Genomic DNA, 19,250 nt, shown 5'->3' with positions numbered 1-19,250 from the left:
TGCTGTATTCAGCTGATCAATCTGCGCGTTTATCTTAGCAATAATTGGCGCCAAAGTTGATTAATTTTTAGGCTGGAAGATGAAAAATAACAGCATGAATCTGCGCCTGAATATCCTCGGCTGTTGTATCTGAAATAACCATTTTACTGCTGCAGAATGATCCATTTTGATGGGTGAATTATAAATAAACGATTTTTTATTTAATAAAATTCATTCATTTTTTTTATGTATTTTATATTTAAAATTTATGTGAAATAAAGGCAAACACATGAAATATCATGTTTTATAACGGAAATTTAAATTTTTCTATGTAATGCTTGAAAACTAGATATGTTTAAAAAACAGGCACACAGCCAAGTTTAGGAAAAAAGCCAATTTTTAAACTTGACTTTAGGGGACGAAACTACAAAAATGCTGTCTTTAGTTTTATATGCCTTAGATCGATCACCCTTCGAATAAGTGTCATGTCATGCAATGGGCAACTTCTCTAGCCGAGAAGCTGAACAAAGCTGTGAAACGTGTTTATCCCAACATGTTTTTAGATCTCATATTGCTCAATCAGCAATCAGATCACAAATTTTTCCTATTGCGATGAAAACTATGAAATATGTGTGCTATAACAGTGCAACAATGAATTAATGAAACGCTGCAAATGCCTCCCATTTCGCAGTGATTAAGATTAGGGTGAATCACGTTGGAACTTTTATCTGGTGGTGAAATGCTCGTTCGTGCATTAGCGGACGAAGGCGTTGAACATGTATTTGGATACCCAGGCGGCGCCGTTTTACACATTTACGACGCGTTCTTTCAACAAGACAAAATCAATCATTACCTTGTGCGCCATGAACAGGCAGCAGGCCATATGGCTGATGCTTACTCGCGCGTAACCGGTAAGACCGGTGTGGTGCTGGTGACTTCAGGTCCAGGTGCAACCAACACCGTTACTCCAATTGCAACAGCCTATATGGACTCCATTCCAATGGTGATTCTGTCAGGTCAGGTTGCTTCTCATTTAATTGGTGAAGATGCGTTCCAGGAAACCGATATGGTGGGGATTTCCCGACCAATCGTAAAACACAGTTTCCAGGTGCGTCATGCCAGCGAAATTCCATCAATTATTAAAAAAGCATTCTATATCGCGTCATCTGGCCGTCCTGGTCCGGTTGTGGTTGATATTCCAAAAGATGCGACCAATCCGGCAGAAAAATTTGCCTACGAATATCCTGAAAAAGTGAAGATGCGTTCGTATCAACCACCACATCGTGGTCACTCAGGTCAAATCCGTAAAGCGATTGATGAACTGATTCATGCCAAACGTCCAGTGATTTATTCAGGCGGTGGTGTGGTGCAGGGCAATGCCGCAGCACAGTTAACTGAGCTGGCGCATATTCTGGGTTATCCTGTGACCAATACCTTAATGGGCTTGGGCGCATTCCCGGGTGATGATCCGCAATTCATCGGCATGCTCGGTATGCACGGTACCTATGAAGCCAACATGGCCATGCACAATGCAGACGTGATTCTGTGTGTCGGCGCGCGTTTCGATGACCGTGTCACCAACAATCCGGCAAAATTCTGTCCGAATGCTAAAGTCATTCATATTGATATTGACCCGGCAACAATTTCTAAAACCATCATGGCGCACATTCCAATTGTGGGCGCAGTTGAACCTGTACTCCAGGAGATGCTGGTACAGCTGAAACAGATGAATGTGTCGAAGCCAAATCCTGAAGCGATTGCAGCATGGTGGGAGCAGATCAATGAATGGCGTAAAGTTCATGGTCTGAAATATGAAAAGCCAACTGATGGCACCATGAAGCCACAACAGGTGGTTGAAGCTTTAGATAAAGTGACCAATGGTGAGGCCATTATTACTTCTGACGTTGGTCAGCATCAGATGTTTGGTGCGCTTTACTACAAATATAAGCGTCCACGTCAATGGATCAACTCGGGTGGCTTGGGCACCATGGGTGTAGGCTTACCTTATGCAATGGCTGCGAAACTGGCGTATCCAGACCAGCAGGTGGTGTGTATTACTGGTGAAGCATCCATCCAGATGTGTATTCAGGAACTGTCGACCTGTAAGCAATACGGTTTGAACGTGAAAATTCTGTGCCTGAACAACCGTGCCTTGGGTATGGTAAAACAGTGGCAAGATATGAACTATGAAGGTCGTCACTCAAGCTCATATGTAGAGTCTTTACCTGACTTTGCCAAGCTGATGGAAGCGTATGGTCACGTGGGAATCCAGATTGACCATGCCGATGAGCTTGAATCGAAGCTGGCTGAAGCCATGGCCATCAATGATAAATGTGTATTTATTAACGTGATGGTTGACCGTACTGAACACGTTTATCCGATGCAGATTGCCGGTCAGTCCATGAAAGATATGTGGTTAGGAAAAGGGGAGCGTACAGAATGAGACACATTATTTCCGTTCTCGTTGAAAACGAAGCTGGTGCGCTTTCTCGTTTAGTGGGCTTGTTCTCTCAACGTGGTTATAACATTGAGACGCTGAACGTAGCACCGACTGAAGACCCGACTTTGTCACGTTTGACACTCACTACTTATGGTGATGACCACAAAATTGAGCAGATTACCAAGCAGCTGAACAAGCTGGTTGAAGTGGTCAAAGTGGTAGATTTGTCTGAAGGTGCGCATATTGAGCGTGAACTGATGCTGATTAAAGTCAAGGCACTGGGTTCAGCACGTGATGAAATCAAGCGTACTGCCGATATTTTCCGTGGTCAGGTGGTCGATGTGACACCAACGACCTATACCATTCAAATTGCCGGTACCACAGAAAAGCTCGATGGCTTTATTGATGCGTTGGCTGAGAACACCATTCTGGAAGTGGTGCGTTCAGGCGTATCGGGTATCGCACGTGGCGAAAAAGTTTTAACTATTTAATTTAACAACGAATTCACCTCTCTCGGCTGGGAGAGGCGCTAGCAAGCTGAATAATGAAATTGCCCTAGCGGACAGGAATCAAAAGCATTTAAGCGGAGACAGCAATGCAAATTTTTTACGATAAAGACTGCGACTTATCTATCATCCAATCTAAGAAAGTAGCGATCATTGGTTACGGTTCACAAGGTCACGCGCATGCGCTTAACCTTAAAGATTCTGGCGTTGACGTAACTGTTGGTTTACGTGCTGGTTCAGCTTCTTGGAAAAAAGCTGAAAATTCAGGTCTTAAAGTTGCTGAAGTTCCTGCTGCAGTTGCACAAGCTGACGTGGTGATGATCTTGACTCCAGACGAGTTCCAAGCGCAACTTTATCGTGACGTGATTGAGCCAAACATCAAGCAAGGCGCGACTTTAGCATTTGCTCACGGTTTCTCTGTTCTTTATAACCAAGTTGTTCCACGTGCTGACTTAGACGTAATCATGGTTGCACCTAAAGCACCTGGTCACACTGTACGTTCTGAATACCAACGTGGTTCAGGTGTTCCTGATCTTATCGCGATTCACCAAGATGCTTCTGGTAATGCACGTAACCTTGCACTTTCTTACGCTTCAGGCGTAGGTGGCGGCCGTACAGGTATCATCGAAACTTCTTTCCGTGAAGAAACTGAAACTGACCTGTTCGGTGAGCAAGCGGTTCTTTGTGGTGGTGCAGTTGAACTGGTTAAAATGGGCTTCGAAACTCTGGTTGAAGCGGGTTATGCGCCTGAAATGGCTTACTTCGAATGTCTACACGAACTTAAATTGATCGTTGACTTAATGTTCGAAGGCGGTATCGCGGACATGAACTACTCTGTATCAAACAACGCTGAATACGGCGAATACGTAACAGGTACTGAAGTCATCAACGAACAGTCTCGTGAAGCAATGCGTAATGCGCTTAAACGTATTCAATCTGGTGAATACGCGAAGATGTTCATCCAGGAAGGTGCGTTGAACTACCCATCTATGACGGCTCGCCGTCGTCAAAATGCTGCTCACGGTATCGAAGTGACTGGTGCTAAATTGCGTGCGATGATGCCTTGGATTCAAGCAAACAAAATCGTTGATAAAGAAAAGAACTAAGTTCTAATTTCTGAGCCAAAAAGCCCTTGTGTTTCACAGGGGCTTTTTTATGTCATTTAAAAATAGAGCTTACTGAGTTAAGTTAACTTCCGTGCCTTAAAGAAAAGAAAGCAGTGCTTTTCTTTCCTTGCACTTCACTCAGAACAGTGTTCTGAGCTTGCTCATACCTTGGATTCAAGCAAACAAAATCGTAGACAAAGAAAAGAACTAATTTCTCGAATCACTTGATTTGAACGCGAAGACCCACTCACTAGAGTGGGTTTTTTTACATTTAATATTGTGTGCCTTGCTTCATTCAAAGGAGTGCTTTTCTTCCTTGTACTTCATACAAAACACTGTTTTTCTACTTCTTGCGCTTCACTCAAGGCGCTGCATTGACGTCGCTGCCAGATCATCGGCATGAAAAAGAACTACTGTACTGAGTGAGATAATTAATCGCATAGGGGTACTAAATTGGCTGAAAAATACTTTTATTTAGAAGAATTATTTTTTACTCAGATTAAAAGTCGAGTGAAAAATGAATAAATGCGAAAAAAGTAAAAAATGAATCAGGAATAAAACAGATTGGGCTGCTTTGGTTTTTTCTGATGTGCTTTATGTATTTTATTATTTCTTCCTGACAGTTTATTGAATAAGGCTATCCCTATTACTAAGTATTTTATATTTAAAATAACAATCAAATAATCTGTTTAAATTGTCAGGCTTCTTAATAATATGTGAAATTTCAACTAATTTTTGGTGGAAAATTCCAATATTTCGAGGAAAACTAAAAAAAAATGTAATAAATGTAAAGGAATGTTTATTGAGGGTATTTAATATTTTTTATAAAAAACATCTATTTGTTTTTATCTTAAAAAACTGGTTAGAAAAAAATTCCCTAAAAATAGTGACCCAAGTAGCAAGGAGAATTTGGGTCACCAAAAAAAGAGAATTAGCCCAAAAACAGTCGATTAGGCAAGAAAAATAATTTTAAAAAATAAATACTTAGCCTTGTGTGAAAAATCCCGTATAGATGGTTTTTTCTGTGGAATACCTACAATAAAAGAACTTGCTCAGGATCGGGTTTTAATCAGTCTAAAGACATTCTGGTTTGGGTGAGTGATTAGAAAAATGGTTCTTATATTAAAGTTATGGAGAAACACGACATGTCTACATTAATTAAAACAGCTATGGCGGTATTATTTGCAGGTACTTGCTCATCAGCAATTTATGCAACAGAAGCTGAAACAGCTGGTAAACCAGGTGGTAAACATAACTGGAATAACTGTACAACTTTAGGTTGTGAAAAAGATATTCCAATTAAACTAGAAGTTCCAAAAAAATGTGAAATTAAAGGCGGATCAGCAATTGAGTTGAGCAAAGCCGGTGGTACCAAAACATCTAACTATACAGTAAGAAGTAATACTCACTATGTATTAAATATTACAACTGCAAACAATGGTACCAATGCAAGTACATATGTTAAGCATGAAGATGATGGCACAGTACGTATTCCAACTACAATCACAACAACAAAAACAGGTGGTGGTGCGATTGCTTGGGGTAGCAGTAACCATGCTGGTCTAGCAGATGATGTCTATACTGTTTCGGTTACTAACTCGGCAGTAGCTCCATTCCAGCGTGCAGGTACATATTCAGACACTTATAAAATCAAAGTGTTCTACTAATTTAGTGTTTCGCCTAACTTGGTCTTCGGACCAAGTTAGGCTTTTTCGTTATAAAAGCTGGGGAATAATATGAAAAAAATAATAGCCTTTTTAGTTTCATCGCTGTGTTATGCATCTGCAAGTTATGCAGGTGTTTCTATTGACCCGGTTCAGATGTATATCAACAGTCAGGCTAAACAAAGAACCACAACGCTTACTTTAGAATCTACAGATGAAACTGAAGCAAAAATTTTTGAAATTAAAGCCTTTAAATGGACGCAACAAGGCAATGGTGAGAATGTTTTAGTACCAGATGACACCCTTATTTTAAATCCCAAAAACTTTATTCTGCAGCCGAATGGCAAACAGACTATCCGTGTTGGTTTTAATCGTCCTTTAGAGTCGGTACTCACCGGTAATCAGGAGGGTGCATGGCGCATTCTGGTGGAAGAAATTCCACAGGCCGTGAAAGAAACCTCAGTTAACTTTCTGCTCAGCTTTAACCTGCCTTTATTTGTCGGTAAGCAGGAAGATACGAACGTTAAATTTAATATTGAGAATAACCGGCTGGTTGCACAAAATCAGGCCAATTCGCATGTTCAGATTAATAATTTGAAGATTGTTGATGCCAATAAGAAGGAAGTGTTTAAGGCCGATACTATGGCTTACTTATTGGCCAAAATGAATTACAGCTATGAGTTAAATGGAACCAAGATTGCAGATCCAAAAAAGTATACTGTCCAATTTTTTACGGATAAGAACGATAACATGGTGGAGCTTAAATTCTCGGACTAGCGGTATAGGGGGAATTTGCGATGAATATAAAAAATCGGTGGTTTATTGTTGTTCATATTTTATTTAGCTTCGCAGCGAATGCGAATGAAAATCCGGTAGAAGAAAGTCTTGCCAATCTGTGGATTAATGAACTTGATCATCATACTGATATTATTTTAATCACAGAAGGGCAGCATTATTATATGGGTTGTGATGTGCTGTCCGAACGGCAAATTCAAGTGCAGAAGTTAAAGAAACATCAGCAGCGTGCGGATTTCTGTCTGGTCAGTGAAGGCGATATTCAAGCGGTTTTTGATAGTTCATCGCAGTCCATTAAATTAACCATCCCCACTCACTATTTTCAATCCGATTTAAACGTTTTTAACCAGAAAGTGATTCCTGAAAAAGCCAGTTTTGGTGGCTTTATGAATTATGACTGGGTCTATGCCAACAGCGATTCAAATGAAGCTTATAGTGGTCTGGCCGAGTTGGGGATCTTTAAAGATTACTGGATTCTCAAGAATTCGGTGCTGTATCAGAATACCTCTGTCGAGGAGCAGGTGGTACGTTTAAATAGCAGTTTTGATCTGGAATTTCCGGAAAGCATGACCCGTCTAACCCTGGGCGACACCACAACAACCTATAACCCGTTAATTAACTCTTTGCGTTTTGCCGGTTTAAACTGGGGAACCAACTACACCGAGCGACCAAGTTTTGTCTATTGGAATATTCCAACCTTACAGGGTAGCGCGCGTATTCCATCTACTGTTGAGCTGTTTATTAACGGGGTGAGTATTTATAGCCAGAAAGTCAGCCCGGGTGATTACATGCTGGAAACAGGGGCGCAAATTCAGCAGGCGGGTGATGCACAAATTGTAGTTGAAGATGTTTTAGGTAATCGCAGTGTGCAAACTTTTCCAGTGCTGGTCACTAACCGTTTATTACGTGATGGCCTGAATGAATATAATATTGCCTTAGGTAAGCTGCGTTATAACTACAATCTGGACAGTAGCGATTATCGGGATTTCTTTGTTAATGGCTTTTACCGCAGGGGGCTGTCTAACGCAACCACCTTGGGAACCAACCTGTCCTATAGTGAAGATATTCAGAATGCAGGGGTTATGTGGACTCAGGCCATCAGTAATATTTTAATTGTAGACAGTGTGGTCATGGCCTCGCATGATGACCGGAATCAGATGAACTATTCCTATGGTTTATCCGCCAGCAAAGATTTCGGGAATTTTTCACTGGGTGCCAGTTCCAAGTATACCGAACGGGATTTTAAGTTTTTAGGCGATGATCTGGACAATGTTTCGAATTATCCAAAATTTGAAAATCTGGTGTATTTAGGGCTGACCAATGTGCCTTATGTGCACAATATTAATCTGAACTATGCTGAACAGAAATACTATGATCATCCTGAATTTGAACAGCAGAACCAGCGGGTGATCAATGTCGGATTTAACCGGAATTTTGGACGCCGATTTGCTGTCGGGCTCAGTTATTTCAATGCTTTTGGCGATCGTAAAGATTCTGGCGGGATATTATCTCTTAGTTATAATTTTGATAATGATAAATCCGTCTATTTTAGTCAGTCTGCAGACCAGAACACCAACCTGCAGCTAGTGAAAAGTGACTCGAGTCAGGTCGGCTTTGACTATGCTGTCGGTGTGAATCATCGCAATGATGACACACTTTATAATGTAAATGGCCTGCTGAAAACCAAGGTAGGTGATCTAGATTTTTACCATGTTCAGGGCAAGGAAACGCGTGACTCGCAACTGGCTTATCGTGGTGCTGTTGTCTGGCTGGGTAATCAGTTAAGTTTTACCAAAATTGTTGAACATGCTTTTGGTTTGGTCAAAGTCGGGGATTATCAAGATATTGATATTCTACGCTCACTGGTTTATGTCGATAAAACCAACAAAGACGGCTATGCCTTTGTGCATGACATTATTCCTTATGTGAAATACGACATCGCCTTTGATGAAAACCAGTTACCTATCGAAGATAAAATTCTTTATTCAAGTAAACAAATTACCGCGTTAAACCAGCGCGGCTACAAAATCAATTTCCCGGTTTTCCATGCTAAACAGGTTCGTATCCGGCCGGTAGATGTCCAAAATCGCAGTTTTGTACCGGGATCAGAGCTGCATATTAACAATGAAGGTGGCGAGGTTTATCCGATTGGTTCGGATGGAACGGTCACTTTATATGGCTTGATTCCAGGGAATTATAGTGTCCGGATTAAAACCCGAGAGGCGCAAACCTGTAGTGCTGTATTACAGGTTTCAGCTCAGGCACAAGATATAACTGTACCAGTTGAACTTGTGTGTAAATAAAAGGAGTAGGGGTAATGAAAGCGAGTGTACTGTTTTTAGTCTGTTGTATCAGCAGCAGTCTGTCTCTGGCACATGCGAGACAATGCCAAATCGAGCGTTTAACGGCAACCCAATTAAATTTGAATGCCTCTTATTTAAGTCAGGCTGCGACTTCCTTTTCGGTGAATTGTGATAGTCGTTATGCCATTAAGTTTAATAGCCGAAATCTGGTGAATAGTACAGGCAGCAGTTATCTGGTGAATGAGAAGAATTATAAGCTCAGAACCCAGATGAATATTAGTGGTGCCAGCTCTTCACGCTGGAATGTTCCGCTTAGTCAGGCTCCCACTGGTCAAGATAAATTTGTGGTGTTGGTACAATTAATGGAACGTCCAACGGCAAGAACACCTGCCGGTGTATACCGGGACAGTCTATATATTAATTTGATGTTTTAATTATGCTTTAAATATTGGAAATATCGAATATTTTTCCAAGGCTCTAACCAGGCGGGTGCAATACCACGAGTTTGATACAAGTATGAAATTAATTTCATGAATTTATCATAAAACTGCAAACTGTAAGGATTATGCTGGGCAGACAACAACAACAGAGGAATACGCGGATGTCAGCGTCTTCACGCACACTGGTATTAAAGTCGCCTAATATTCCTGAGAATTTTAAATTTTATTTTAAACAGGAAAAACAAAAAAACGCGATTAATGAAGTCATTGAAATTGAAGAGCTGGTGCGACCTCGTTTAAGAATTGCGTTAGTGACAGAAACCTGGCCGCCAGAAATTAATGGTGTAGCCAATTCATTATTACAACTGTGCAAAGGATTGCAAAAACTGGGACATAAAATTCTACTGATTCGTCCTGAACAAAAACAACCTTGTACCGATTTTAGTCCCAACAAAGAATGTCTGGTCAAGGCGCAGTCTATTCCGAAATATGGTCATCTGCAGTTTGGCTGGCCACAGCTTTATAAACTCTCCACTGCCATGGATGAGTTTGAGCCAGATATCGTGCATGTGGTGACCGAAGGGCCGCTGGGTCTGGCTGCGTTACAGGTGGCAAAATCCAAGCAGATTCCGGTGTCTAGCGGCTTCCACTCTGCCTTTCAGGACTTTAGCCGCTTTTTTGACCTGGCTTTTCTGGTTAAACCGATCCAGCGTTATCTGTGCTGGTTCCATAACAATACGCAACTGACCTGTGTACCCAGTACCGATACCGAGCAGTCTTTACGCCAGTTTGGTGTGGAAGGCCCACTGGTGGTCGTTGGTCGTGGGGTCGACGTCGACAGGTTCTCACCGCAACATCGTTCAGAAGCCTTACGTTTACGTTGGGGCGCCGATGAACAGACCCGGGTGCTGATTTATGTGGGCCGGGTGTCGCCAGAAAAAGAAGTGAATGTGGTGATTGATGCCTATCGGGCCATGCAGTCCATTGCCAAATATCCAACCAAGCTGGTGGTAGTAGGCGATGGTCCGGACCTGAAACGTCTGGAAGGGCTGAACACCGATGGCGAAGTCATTTTTATGGGCAGCTTAAGCGGACAAAAACTGGCTGAAGCTTATGCTAGTGCCGATGTGTTTGTCTTTGCCAGTCAGGTAGAAACCTTTGGTAATGTGGTGCTTGAAGCCATGGCCAGCGGCTTGCCAGTCGTGGCGTATGACTATGCTTGTGCCAATTTGCATGTCAAGCAAGATGAAACCGGCTGGCTTAGTCCACTGGGTGATGTCGCCGGAATTATGCGTTCGATTTATCAGTTACCAAGCGCAAAAGTATTAAGACAGATGGGTAAAAAAGCCCGTGAATCTACCCAGCATATCGGCTGGCAATATCCGATCCAACAATTTGAACAGGCACTTTATCGGGTGGTGCAGGAGTCGCATATGACGACCTAGATTTTAAGCTCAAGCTTAAAGGAGAGCATAGAATGAAACTTAAAAATGCAAAAATAAGAATACTTGATCTCGACTTGAAAGGCTGTTTGTATCTCAATCATTTTTCCCACTCCGAACGGGTGGCTTATTTCTTTAAAGTGGTGAGCCGCTTAGGCGACGGTTTATTCTGGTATGTCATGTTGGCCACAGTCTGGTTATGGCAGGGTCTGCTGTATGGATTACAGATTATCTACTTGCTGTTAGGTGGATCGGTCGGTACGGGCATCTATAAACTGCTTAAAAGCAAAACGGTGCGTCCCCGTCCTTATCAGGTACATCAGGTGATCCGCCTGGGCGAGCGTCCGCTTGATCACTTTAGTTTTCCTTCCGGTCACACTTTGCATGCGGTCATGATTACCACAGTGCTGGGCTATATTCAGCCGCTACTGCTGGTGTTGATGTTACCTTTTACCATTCTGGTGGCGCTATCACGTATGGTGCTGGGGCTGCATTATCCAAGTGATGTGGCGGTCGGTGCACTAATTGGCGGTCTGGTGGCCAGCTGCATTATTTCGGCTGCGCCGTATCTGGAAATTGCGCTATAGCCCATTCACCGGCGGTACGGCCTGTCAAAGCTGGTACAGCATTTGCAAAATTTGCTAAAGTAGTGCATCACACTAAACTGCCTTAGGAATAGACATGGGTTTACGTTGGACAGATAGCATCGATATCGCTATTGAATTGTATGAAGCACATCCAGATGTCGATCCGCAATGGATCCGTTTTACTGACCTGCATGCCTGGGTTTGTGCACTTCCAGATTTTGAAGATGATCCGACCAAGTCAACCGAAGGTCTGTTAGAAGCCATTCAAATGGCATGGATTGACGAAGCACGTTAACAGCGACCTCAAAAAACCGATTTTTTTACAGATTAAACGCAGAAAAAAGCCCATTTTTCGGTATAATGCGGCAAAATTTCTGTCAACTTTGACTTTAAGGAGCCAATCATGGCTATCGAACGTACATTATCTATCGTTAAACCAGACGCAGTTGCTAAAAACGTAATCGGCGAAATCTTCGCACGTTTTGAAAAAGCGGGTCTTAAAATCGTTGCAACTAAAATGAAACACTTGACTCAAGCTGAAGCTGAAGGCTTCTACGCTGAGCACAAAGAACGTGGTTTCTTCGCTGACTTAGTTGCGTTCATGACTTCTGGTCCAGTGGTTGTTTCAGTTCTTGAAGGTGAAAACGCAGTTCTTGCTCACCGTGAAATCCTGGGCGCAACTAACCCTAAAGAAGCGGCTCCTGGCACTATCCGTGCAGACTTCGCTGTAAGCATCGACGAAAACGCTGCTCACGGTTCTGACTCTGTAGCATCTGCTGACCGCGAAATTAACTACTTCTTCGCTCAAACTGAGATTGCTCCACGTACTCGTTAATACGCAGTATTCAAACCAGATAAGTGTTATTATACTTATCTGGTTTTTTTATTCTCTGAATAATCCTTTGCTCACATATTGAGCTTCTCCTTTCATCTTTAGACATGGTTTAGGTAACACACATGAGTACTGAAGCAGTCGCTGTATCAGCCGTTTCTGATGCACAGCAACACACTCCATCCGCTCCTGCACAGGAAAAAACTGTGGAGAAAGTGAACTTACTTGGCATGTCACGTCCGCAAATGGAAAAATTCTTCGAAGATATGGGTGAGAAGAAATTCCGTGCCGGGCAGGTGATGAAATGGATTCACCAGTATTTCGTGACTGATTTTTCTGAGATGACCAATATCTCAGGCAAGCTGCGTGAAAAGCTGGAAAAGATTTGTAAAATTAAAGCGCCAGAAGTGGTGCATAAAAACTTCTCCAAAGACGGTACCCGTAAATGGGTATTCCGTGTGGGTGATGGGGAAGGCTCACTGGTTGAAACCGTACTGATTCCAGCAGAAGATAAAACTGGTTCACGTAAGACCCTGTGTATTTCTTCACAGGTGGGCTGTGCACTGGATTGCTCATTTTGCTCAACTGGTAAACAGGGCTTCCAACGTGACCTAACCCAAGCGGAAATTATTGGTCAGTTGTGGATGGCAAACTATTCCTATATGGAAGATGTGCCTATCGCGGATCGTGAGCGTTCGGTGACGAACGTGGTGATGATGGGCATGGGCGAGCCGCTGCTGAACTATGATGCGGTCTTAAACTCGATGCGTATTATGCTGGATGACTTCGCCTATGGCATGTCAAAACGCCGTGTAACGCTGTCGACCTCGGGTGTAGTGCCAAAAATTGACCAGCTGGCTGAAGATATTGATGTCGCGCTGGCGATTTCTTTACACGCCACCAACGATGAACTGCGCAATGAGCTGGTGCCAATCAACAAGAAATATCCACTGGAACAGCTGATTGCAGCCTGCCAGCGTTATATCAAAAAAGATGGCAACGAAAGTGCGCGTAAGCACGTGACCATTGAATATGTCATGCTCGATGGCGTGAATGACAGCATTGAACATGCCAAAGAGATGATCAAGCTGCTCAAAGACCTGCCAAGCAAAATCAATTTAATTCCGTTTAACCCGTTCCCGCATGCGCCATATGGCCGTTCAAGCCGGAACCGGATTATTTCTTTCCAAAAAACTTTGTCTGATGCCGGATTTGTGTGTACGATTCGTCAGACACGCGGTGATGATATTGATGCAGCGTGTGGCCAGCTGGTGGGACAGGTGGCAGACCGTACCCGTCGTGCGGAACAATGGAAAAAGAAAGTTGCAGAGCGAAATGAAATTATGCGCTCTCAAGGATAATTAAATTTAGGGGGAGAGGTCCATTGACTAAGTTGATGTATAAATTCACAACCATCAGCACATTGTGTGTGGCTGCATGGATGAGCACCGGCTGTCAAACCACAACTCCTACTTTAAGTCCGAAAGATCCGGAAAAGGCAATTCAGGTGCGTACCCAGCTGGCGGCCGAGTATTTAAAATCGGGTGATTTAGACTCGGCCAAACGTGCCCTGGATCAGGCGCTGGAAACAGATTCGCGTGATTCCATGGCCAATATGATGATGGGCGTGCTGCTACAGCAAGAAGGAAGCAAGCTGAATCTGGAGAAGGCCGATACGTATTTTAAGCGTGCCATCTCTGCCGATCCGAACAATGCGCAGGCGCGTAACAACTATGGTACGTATTTGTATCAGGTTGAACGCTATAATGATGCCATTGAACAGCTGAGTATTGCCGGGGCAACACTCGGTTATGATCAACGTTTTCGTGCATTGGAAAACGTGGGGCGGATTTACCTGAAACTGGGCGATATGGCGAATGCTGAAAAATCATTCAAGCAGGCTCTGCAGGCGAACCGTGACTCCTATGTTTCAATGTTAGAGTTGGCGGAAATTTTTTATTTCAACCAGCAGACTCCTGCAGCATCCAGAATGTATGAACAGTTTGTGCGTGCTGTGGGACAAAAAAATCAAGGTGCGCGTGCATTGTGGATTGGGATCCGTGTTGCACGAGCAAATGGCGATCAGTTGGGACAGCAGGTGCTGGTCAATCAGCTTCGGGCATTGTTCCCTGAAAGCCAGGAATATCAACGTTATTTGCAATTACAGCACAGTACTGAGGCCGTATGGAAGTAAATCCTAATTCACCGCAATCAAATACAAATGTAGCGCCCAATGCATTAGGAAATATCCAACGCCCAGGTGAGTATCTGCGTCAAATCCGTCAAAATCAGAAGCTTGAGCTTGAAGATGTGGCGCAAGAATTGAATATTCCGGTCAAAACCCTGACGGCGCTGGAGCAGGATGAATACAAGTCACTGCCTGAAGCGACCTTTATCAAGGGTTATTACCGCACCTACGCCAAATATTTAAAAGTCGATGCCACCAGTATCATCCAGCGTTTTGATGAAATCTATGCCAATGATACCGGCATGCTGCCGAATCATGCCCTGAATAATTCCCCAATTAAAATTATGGGCAAACTGCCTGGCTCGAATCGTGACCGTAACCGCAAATGGTTAAAACGTATTGCGCTGGCGGTAGTGGCACTGGCCTTAATCTGGATTATCATCGCGGCCGTGCAAAACTGGTCATCTTCGCAGTCGAGCGACACTGAGCAGAATATTGTGCCAATGTCTGATGTCGAAATTATTAATTTAGACAACAGCAGTGCCGTGACCGGCGATCAGCTGTCTTTAAGCTTTAACCGTCCGACGTCGGTTCATATTGTGGATTCGACCGGGAAGGTGCTGGCCACTGGCCGTCAGGCGTCCAGCTTGAATTTAACTGGTGAGGCACCATTTCAGATTCGTTTAGATGATGCAACCGCAGTGTCATTAAGTCTAAACAATGAAAATATTTCATTGTCTCCATATACCGTCAATGGCAAAGCGGAATTCCGTTTGTCGCCTTAATGGCACAGAGTAGAGCGAAATCATGATTGAGAATCCAATTCGACGCCGTCCAACCCGTAAAATTCGTGTCGGTTCAGTCTATGTGGGCGGTGATGCGCCAATCAGCATTCAGAGTATGACCAATACCGAAACCTGTGATGTCGCTGCAACGGTTGCGCAAATTCAGCGCTGTGTTGATGCTGGTGCAGACATCATGCGGGTATCGGTACCAAGCATGGAAGCCGCACAGGCTTTTGGTGAAATCCGTAAGCAGGTCTCTGTTCCTTTGGTGGCTGATATTCACTTCGACTATAAAATTGCTTTGGCTGTGGCCGATTTCGGTGCTGACTGTCTGCGGATTAACCCGGGTAATATCGGTTCGGAAGCGAAAATCCGTGAAGTGGTGGCTGCGGCCAAACATCATGATATTTCCATGCGGATTGGGGTCAATGCCGGTTCACTGGAAAAAGATATTCAAAAAAAATACGGCGAGCCGACCGGTGCAGCCTTGCTTGAATCGGCCATGCGCCATATTGATATTTTAGACCGTCTGGATTTCCAGGAATTTAAGGTCTCGGTGAAAGCATCGAATGTATTTTTAACCATGGATGCCTATCGTTTGCTGTCGCAGCAAATTGATAATCCGCTACATTTAGGTGTGACTGAAGCGGGAATCTATCGGACCGGTTCGGTGAAATCAGCGATTGCCTTAGGTGGCCTGCTGATGGAAGGCATTGGCGACACCATGCGTATTTCCCTGGCAGCAGAGCCGGAAGAAGAAGTCAAAATTGGCTTTGATATTTTAAAATCGCTCGGCCTGCGTTCTAATGGCATTAACTTCATTGCCTGCCCAAGCTGTTCACGTCAGGAATTTAACGTGATTAAAGCCATGCAGATGTTGGAAGAGCGTCTGGAAGATGTCCGCACTCCAATGGATGTGTCGGTGATTGGCTGTAAAGTTAACGGTCCGGGCGAAGCCAAAGAAGCTGATATTGGCGTGGTAGGTGCAAGTCCGCGTTCACTGGTGTATCGTAATGGTGAAAAGAGCCATTTAATTGATACCAATCAATTGGTTGATGAAATCGAAACAATGGTTCGTCAACGTGTTAAAGAGCTTGAAGAAGCTAAGTCAAAAGAGATTATTCGCACAGGTTTTTCTGAGTAGATCATGAGTTCAATCGTCGCAATCAAAGGTTTTAATGACATTCTCCCAACCCAGACCCCGGCTTGGAGACGTCTGGAACAGCATCTGTCCAGTCTTATGGATGCTTATGGTTATCAGCAAATCCGTTTGCCGATGGTTGAGCAGACCCATCTGTTCAAGCGTTCCATTGGTGATGCAACCGATATCGTTGAAAAAGAAATGTACACCTTCCTGGACAAAGGCAATCCGCCAGAGTCATTGACTTTACGTCCGGAAGGTACGGCAGGCTGTGTACGTGCCATGCTTGAGCATAACCTGCTGCGCGGTGCAACGCCTCGCGTGTGGTATATCGGCCCAATGTTCCGTTATGAAAAACCGCAAAAAGGCCGTTATCGCCAGTTCCATCAGTTTGGTGTGGAAACTTTTGGTGTCGCTACCCCAGATATGGATGCCGAGCTGATTTTAATGACCGCGCGTTTATGGAAACGTATGGGCGTTGCAGATAAAGTTCAACTTGAACTGAATACTTTAGGTGAGTCAGATGAACGTGCCGCGTATCGCGCCGCCTTGGTTGAGTTCCTGGAAACGCACAAAGCCGATCTCGATGAAGATTCTCAGCGCCGTTTAAGCACCAACCCGCTGCGTATTCTGGACTCTAAAGATGCCAAAACTCAAAGCATCCTGGAAAATGCACCAAAACTTCACGACTTTATGGGTGAAGACACCATGGCGCATTTTGCCCTGTTGCAGCAGTATCTGACTGATGCCGGTGTCAGCTTCGTGATTAATCAAAAATTGGTCCGTGGTCTGGATTATTACAACAAAACTGTATTTGAATGGACCACCACCCATTTGGGTTCACAGGGGACAGTGTGTGCCGGCGGCCGTTATGATGGTCTGGTGGGGCAGTTAAAAGGCAAGCCAGAACAGTCGGTTCCGGCAGTTGGTTTTGCCATGGGCATGGAGCGTTTATTGCTTCTATTGGAACAGGTCGAAGACAACAGCCCAAGCCGCGATTGTGAAGTATTCCTGGTGGCCGATCCGGCATCACAAGGTAAAGCACTGGTGCTGGCAGAGCAGATTCGTGACCAGCTTGAAGCCAGTGGTAGTGCCATTCGCCTGAAAGTCGGCTCACAAGGCTCGATGAAAAGCCAGATGAAAAAAGCCGACCAGTCGGGTGCACTGTATGCTTTAATTCTGGGTGAGCGTGAGTGGGAAAACCAGCGCTTCGCCGTTAAAGAACTGGCCACTGCCGAGCAGTTGGATGTAGCTGTGGCAGAGATTGTGCCATTTATGATTGAAAAATTTTCTTCAAAATAAGCCAAAGAATATAAGGAAAAGGGTAATTCAATGAGCGCATTAAGTGATGATGAACAACTTGATCATTTAAAATCATTCGCTAAGAAATATGGTTCTGCAATTATTAGCGGGATTTTGATTGCGCTGATTGCCTTTTTCGGATGGCAATACTGGCAGAAGAAAAACCTGGCTGAAGATCAGACCAACACCGCCAAAGTCCAGCAACTGATGGACGAGGCGCGTGCGGCTGAAGGCGATGACAAAGCTTTCCAGAATCTGTCAACCACGGCCGATAAGATTGTGAAAGAAGCACCAGATTCCGTCCAGGCCATTCAGACCCAGTTCTTAATGGCGAAACTGGCCTATGATCAGGGCGATTATGCCGGTGCAGAAAAAGCCTTAAAGAAAGTTGAAAATTCTAAAGTCGATGATGCCGGCTTAATGCAGGTATTAAAACTGCGTTTGGCCTATGCGCAATTGGCACAAAAGAAATATGATGAGGCACTGAAAACCTTGTCTGCCGTCAACGATCCTGCCTTTAAAGCAACAGCTGAAGAAGCGCGTGGTGATGTGTACGTGGCGAAAAATGATATTGAAAATGCCAAAAAAGCGTATCAGAACGCATGGAATGCGTTACTTGAACGTCAACAGGAACGTCAAATTTTACAAATTAAACTCGAAAGTGTCGGCGTTTTAGTTGATGATCCTGAAATTGAACGTCCTGTAATCGACACACAAGTGGATGAAACTGAATGAATAGAAAATATAAGATCCCGTTTGCACTAACTGTTTTAAGCCTTGCATTGGTTGGCTGTTCAAGCAACAGCATTAAAGTTGAAAAAGTAAAACCGAATCCTTTGCCAAAACTGCAACAGGCCAAAACCCTGGTGCCTGTATTTTCTCAAAACACCTCATCGACTGCTGAAGAAGATCCGCTGCGTTTACAGCTAGATGTCGATAATGGCGTGGTATTTAATATTGATCCTAAAGGTGAAGTAGCAGCCTATCGTGGCAAGCAGCGTTTGTGGCAGACCGAAGTCAGCAAACAGGGGCTCAGCTCAGGTGTAGAAGCGGCAGAAGGTCTGGTGATTGTTGGGAATCAGAAAGGCCAACTGTTTGCACTGGATCAGGCTACAGGTGAGAAAAAATGGACCGCACAATTGACTGGCGCCATTCTGGCACCTTCGCTGGTGCATGCCAACCGTGTGGTGACCATCAGCAATGATGGTATTGTCTATGCGCATAACCTGGCGACTGGCCAGCAAATGTGGACTTACAATTTGCCGAATGTCCAGTTTAGCCTGCGTGGTAGCGCTGCACCGGTAGCGGTTGATCCGCGTACCGTGCTGGTAGCAACCGCCAATGCTTATATTTATGCAATTGATGTGGTGACCGGTACGCCGCGTATGCAGCGCCGTGTGGCCATCAGTGAAGGTCGCTCCGATATTCAGCGTTTAAATGATATTGATGGCGATCCGGTAGTAGCTGGTCAGTTCCTGGTCACTACCAGCTTCCAGGGCCAGGTGACCGTCACTGATCTGGCTTCACAGCAAGTGGTTTGGAGCGAAGACCTGAGATACCGTCTTGGTAGTCAATCAGGTTTTGAGATTATTCGACCAATAAATAATCTCTTTGATAGGCAGTCTGATGTTTTAAAACGCCATAACACAGATGTATAAGCTTGCGCATTGCAGCACCTAAAGCACACATTTTATTTTTACCCTGGCTTAATAATCGTTGATATAAAGCTTCAATGTGTGG

17 protein-coding genes and 2 pseudogenes are annotated in these 19,250 nt (G+C 44.0%); 18 read left to right on the top strand and 1 reads right to left on the bottom strand.

All coding sequences use genetic code 11. From position 1 onward, the window contains the following. Window positions 1-694 precede the first annotated feature (694 nt). From FTU50_RS11465 to FTU50_RS11380, 18 genes and pseudogenes are all read left to right on the top strand, one after another. Window positions 695-2,422: an acetolactate synthase 3 large subunit gene (locus tag FTU50_RS11465; protein WP_035363671.1), complete on the top strand. Its 1,728-nt coding sequence runs from the start codon at window positions 695-697 to the stop codon at window positions 2,420-2,422. Then, complete coding sequence (gene ilvN / locus FTU50_RS11460) at window positions 2,419-2,910, top strand: acetolactate synthase small subunit (protein ID WP_005182370.1); 492 nt, start codon at window positions 2,419-2,421, stop codon at window positions 2,908-2,910. Before FTU50_RS11465 ends, ilvN begins: the two co-directional genes overlap by 4 nt. A gap of 104 nt (window positions 2,911-3,014) precedes the next feature. After that, window positions 3,015-4,031 (top strand): ketol-acid reductoisomerase, encoded by a 1,017-nt coding sequence (gene ilvC / locus FTU50_RS11455; RefSeq protein ID WP_005182373.1) that lies wholly within the window; start codon window positions 3,015-3,017, stop codon window positions 4,029-4,031. A gap of 1,145 nt (window positions 4,032-5,176) precedes the next feature. Beyond that, entirely contained in the window at window positions 5,177-5,698 is a 522-nt protein-coding gene (locus FTU50_RS11450; RefSeq protein WP_180046244.1) for a hypothetical protein, read from the top strand. 69 nt (window positions 5,699-5,767) lie between these two features. Beyond that, window positions 5,768-6,472: a molecular chaperone gene (locus FTU50_RS11445; protein WP_016659537.1), complete on the top strand. Its 705-nt coding sequence runs from the start codon at window positions 5,768-5,770 to the stop codon at window positions 6,470-6,472. A 20-nt stretch (window positions 6,473-6,492) separates the two neighbouring features. Beyond that, window positions 6,493-8,793: a fimbria/pilus outer membrane usher protein gene (locus FTU50_RS11440; RefSeq protein ID WP_180046242.1), complete on the top strand. Its 2,301-nt coding sequence runs from the start codon at window positions 6,493-6,495 to the stop codon at window positions 8,791-8,793. A gap of 14 nt (window positions 8,794-8,807) precedes the next feature. Next, a complete protein-coding gene (locus FTU50_RS11435) occupies window positions 8,808-9,227 on the top strand; it encodes a hypothetical protein (protein ID WP_005182377.1) in 420 nt (139 codons plus the stop codon). 167 nt (window positions 9,228-9,394) lie between these two features. Then, window positions 9,395-10,678 (top strand): glycosyltransferase family 1 protein, encoded by a 1,284-nt coding sequence (locus FTU50_RS11430; RefSeq protein ID WP_163142800.1) that lies wholly within the window; start codon window positions 9,395-9,397, stop codon window positions 10,676-10,678. Window positions 10,679-10,710: 32 nt separating this feature from the next. Beyond that, window positions 10,711-11,262, top strand: coding sequence for a phosphatase PAP2 family protein (locus FTU50_RS11425; RefSeq protein ID WP_016659534.1), 552 nt, complete (start codon window positions 10,711-10,713; stop codon window positions 11,260-11,262). 94 nt (window positions 11,263-11,356) lie between these two features. Then, on the top strand, window positions 11,357-11,557 hold the full coding sequence (gene iscX / locus FTU50_RS11420; RefSeq protein WP_005182385.1) for a Fe-S cluster assembly protein IscX: 201 nt from the start codon (window positions 11,357-11,359) through the stop codon (window positions 11,555-11,557). 108 nt (window positions 11,558-11,665) lie between these two features. Beyond that, window positions 11,666-12,097, top strand: coding sequence for a nucleoside-diphosphate kinase (ndk, locus tag FTU50_RS11415; protein ID WP_180046240.1), 432 nt, complete (start codon window positions 11,666-11,668; stop codon window positions 12,095-12,097). 122 nt (window positions 12,098-12,219) lie between these two features. Further along, window positions 12,220-13,455: a 23S rRNA (adenine(2503)-C(2))-methyltransferase RlmN gene (rlmN, locus tag FTU50_RS11410; RefSeq protein ID WP_180046238.1), complete on the top strand. Its 1,236-nt coding sequence runs from the start codon at window positions 12,220-12,222 to the stop codon at window positions 13,453-13,455. A 35-nt stretch (window positions 13,456-13,490) separates the two neighbouring features. Beyond that, window positions 13,491-14,288 carry a type IV pilus biogenesis/stability protein PilW gene (gene pilW / locus FTU50_RS11405; protein ID WP_104470591.1) on the top strand — a complete coding sequence of 266 codons (798 nt, stop codon included), beginning with the start codon at window positions 13,491-13,493 and terminating at the stop codon, window positions 14,286-14,288. Beyond that, window positions 14,279-15,067: a helix-turn-helix domain-containing protein gene (locus tag FTU50_RS11400; protein ID WP_127799074.1), complete on the top strand. Its 789-nt coding sequence runs from the start codon at window positions 14,279-14,281 to the stop codon at window positions 15,065-15,067. The genes pilW and FTU50_RS11400 overlap by 10 nt, the downstream gene beginning before the upstream one ends. Before the next feature lie 22 nt (window positions 15,068-15,089). Continuing rightward, window positions 15,090-16,211 (top strand): flavodoxin-dependent (E)-4-hydroxy-3-methylbut-2-enyl-diphosphate synthase, encoded by a 1,122-nt coding sequence (gene ispG, locus FTU50_RS11395; RefSeq protein ID WP_005182396.1) that lies wholly within the window; start codon window positions 15,090-15,092, stop codon window positions 16,209-16,211. Window positions 16,212-16,214: 3 nt separating this feature from the next. Next, window positions 16,215-17,510, top strand: a complete 1,296-nt coding sequence (gene hisS / locus FTU50_RS11390) for a histidine--tRNA ligase (RefSeq protein ID WP_005182398.1) — start codon at window positions 16,215-16,217, stop codon at window positions 17,508-17,510. 30 nt (window positions 17,511-17,540) lie between these two features. Beyond that, window positions 17,541-18,245, top strand: a complete 705-nt coding sequence (locus FTU50_RS11385) for a tetratricopeptide repeat protein (protein WP_005182401.1) — start codon at window positions 17,541-17,543, stop codon at window positions 18,243-18,245. Beyond that, window positions 18,242-19,060, top strand: a pseudogene (locus tag FTU50_RS11380) (PQQ-binding-like beta-propeller repeat protein); the annotation flags it as partial. The gene FTU50_RS11385 and the pseudogene FTU50_RS11380, both read left to right, overlap by 4 nt. Before the next feature lie 37 nt (window positions 19,061-19,097). Here the strand turns inward: FTU50_RS11380 and FTU50_RS15575 are convergent. Continuing rightward, window positions 19,098-19,250: pseudogene (locus FTU50_RS15575) on the bottom strand (IS110 family transposase); the annotation flags it as partial.

Source organism: Acinetobacter sp. YH12112 (assembly GCF_013418945.1).
GTDB lineage: Bacteria > Pseudomonadota > Gammaproteobacteria > Pseudomonadales > Moraxellaceae > Acinetobacter > Acinetobacter indicus.
This window is presented reverse-complemented; position numbering and strand designations above follow the sequence as displayed.

Bases quoted from the DNA above. Each gene is read 5' to 3' on its own strand.
- pilW (WP_104470591.1), top strand. From the start codon at position 13,491: ATGTATAAATTCACAACCATCAGCACATTGTGTGTGGCTGCATGGATG.
- hisS (WP_005182398.1), top strand. From the start codon at position 16,215: ATGAGTTCAATCGTCGCAATCAAAGGTTTTAATGACATTCTCCCAACC.
- FTU50_RS11435 (WP_005182377.1), top strand. From the start codon at position 8,808: ATGAAAGCGAGTGTACTGTTTTTAGTCTGTTGTATCAGCAGCAGTCTG.
- rlmN (WP_180046238.1), top strand. From the start codon at position 12,220: ATGAGTACTGAAGCAGTCGCTGTATCAGCCGTTTCTGATGCACAGCAA.
- iscX (WP_005182385.1), top strand. From the start codon at position 11,357: ATGGGTTTACGTTGGACAGATAGCATCGATATCGCTATTGAATTGTAT.
- FTU50_RS11385 (WP_005182401.1), top strand. From the start codon at position 17,541: ATGAGCGCATTAAGTGATGATGAACAACTTGATCATTTAAAATCATTC.
- FTU50_RS11445 (WP_016659537.1), top strand. From the start codon at position 5,768: ATGAAAAAAATAATAGCCTTTTTAGTTTCATCGCTGTGTTATGCATCT.
- ispG (WP_005182396.1), top strand. From the start codon at position 15,090: ATGATTGAGAATCCAATTCGACGCCGTCCAACCCGTAAAATTCGTGTC.
- FTU50_RS11440 (WP_180046242.1), top strand. From the start codon at position 6,493: ATGAATATAAAAAATCGGTGGTTTATTGTTGTTCATATTTTATTTAGC.
- FTU50_RS11425 (WP_016659534.1), top strand. From the start codon at position 10,711: ATGAAACTTAAAAATGCAAAAATAAGAATACTTGATCTCGACTTGAAA.
- ndk (WP_180046240.1), top strand. From the start codon at position 11,666: ATGGCTATCGAACGTACATTATCTATCGTTAAACCAGACGCAGTTGCT.
- ilvN (WP_005182370.1), top strand. From the start codon at position 2,419: ATGAGACACATTATTTCCGTTCTCGTTGAAAACGAAGCTGGTGCGCTT.
- FTU50_RS11430 (WP_163142800.1), top strand. From the start codon at position 9,395: ATGTCAGCGTCTTCACGCACACTGGTATTAAAGTCGCCTAATATTCCT.
- FTU50_RS11400 (WP_127799074.1), top strand. From the start codon at position 14,279: ATGGAAGTAAATCCTAATTCACCGCAATCAAATACAAATGTAGCGCCC.
- FTU50_RS11450 (WP_180046244.1), top strand. From the start codon at position 5,177: ATGTCTACATTAATTAAAACAGCTATGGCGGTATTATTTGCAGGTACT.
- ilvC (WP_005182373.1), top strand. From the start codon at position 3,015: ATGCAAATTTTTTACGATAAAGACTGCGACTTATCTATCATCCAATCT.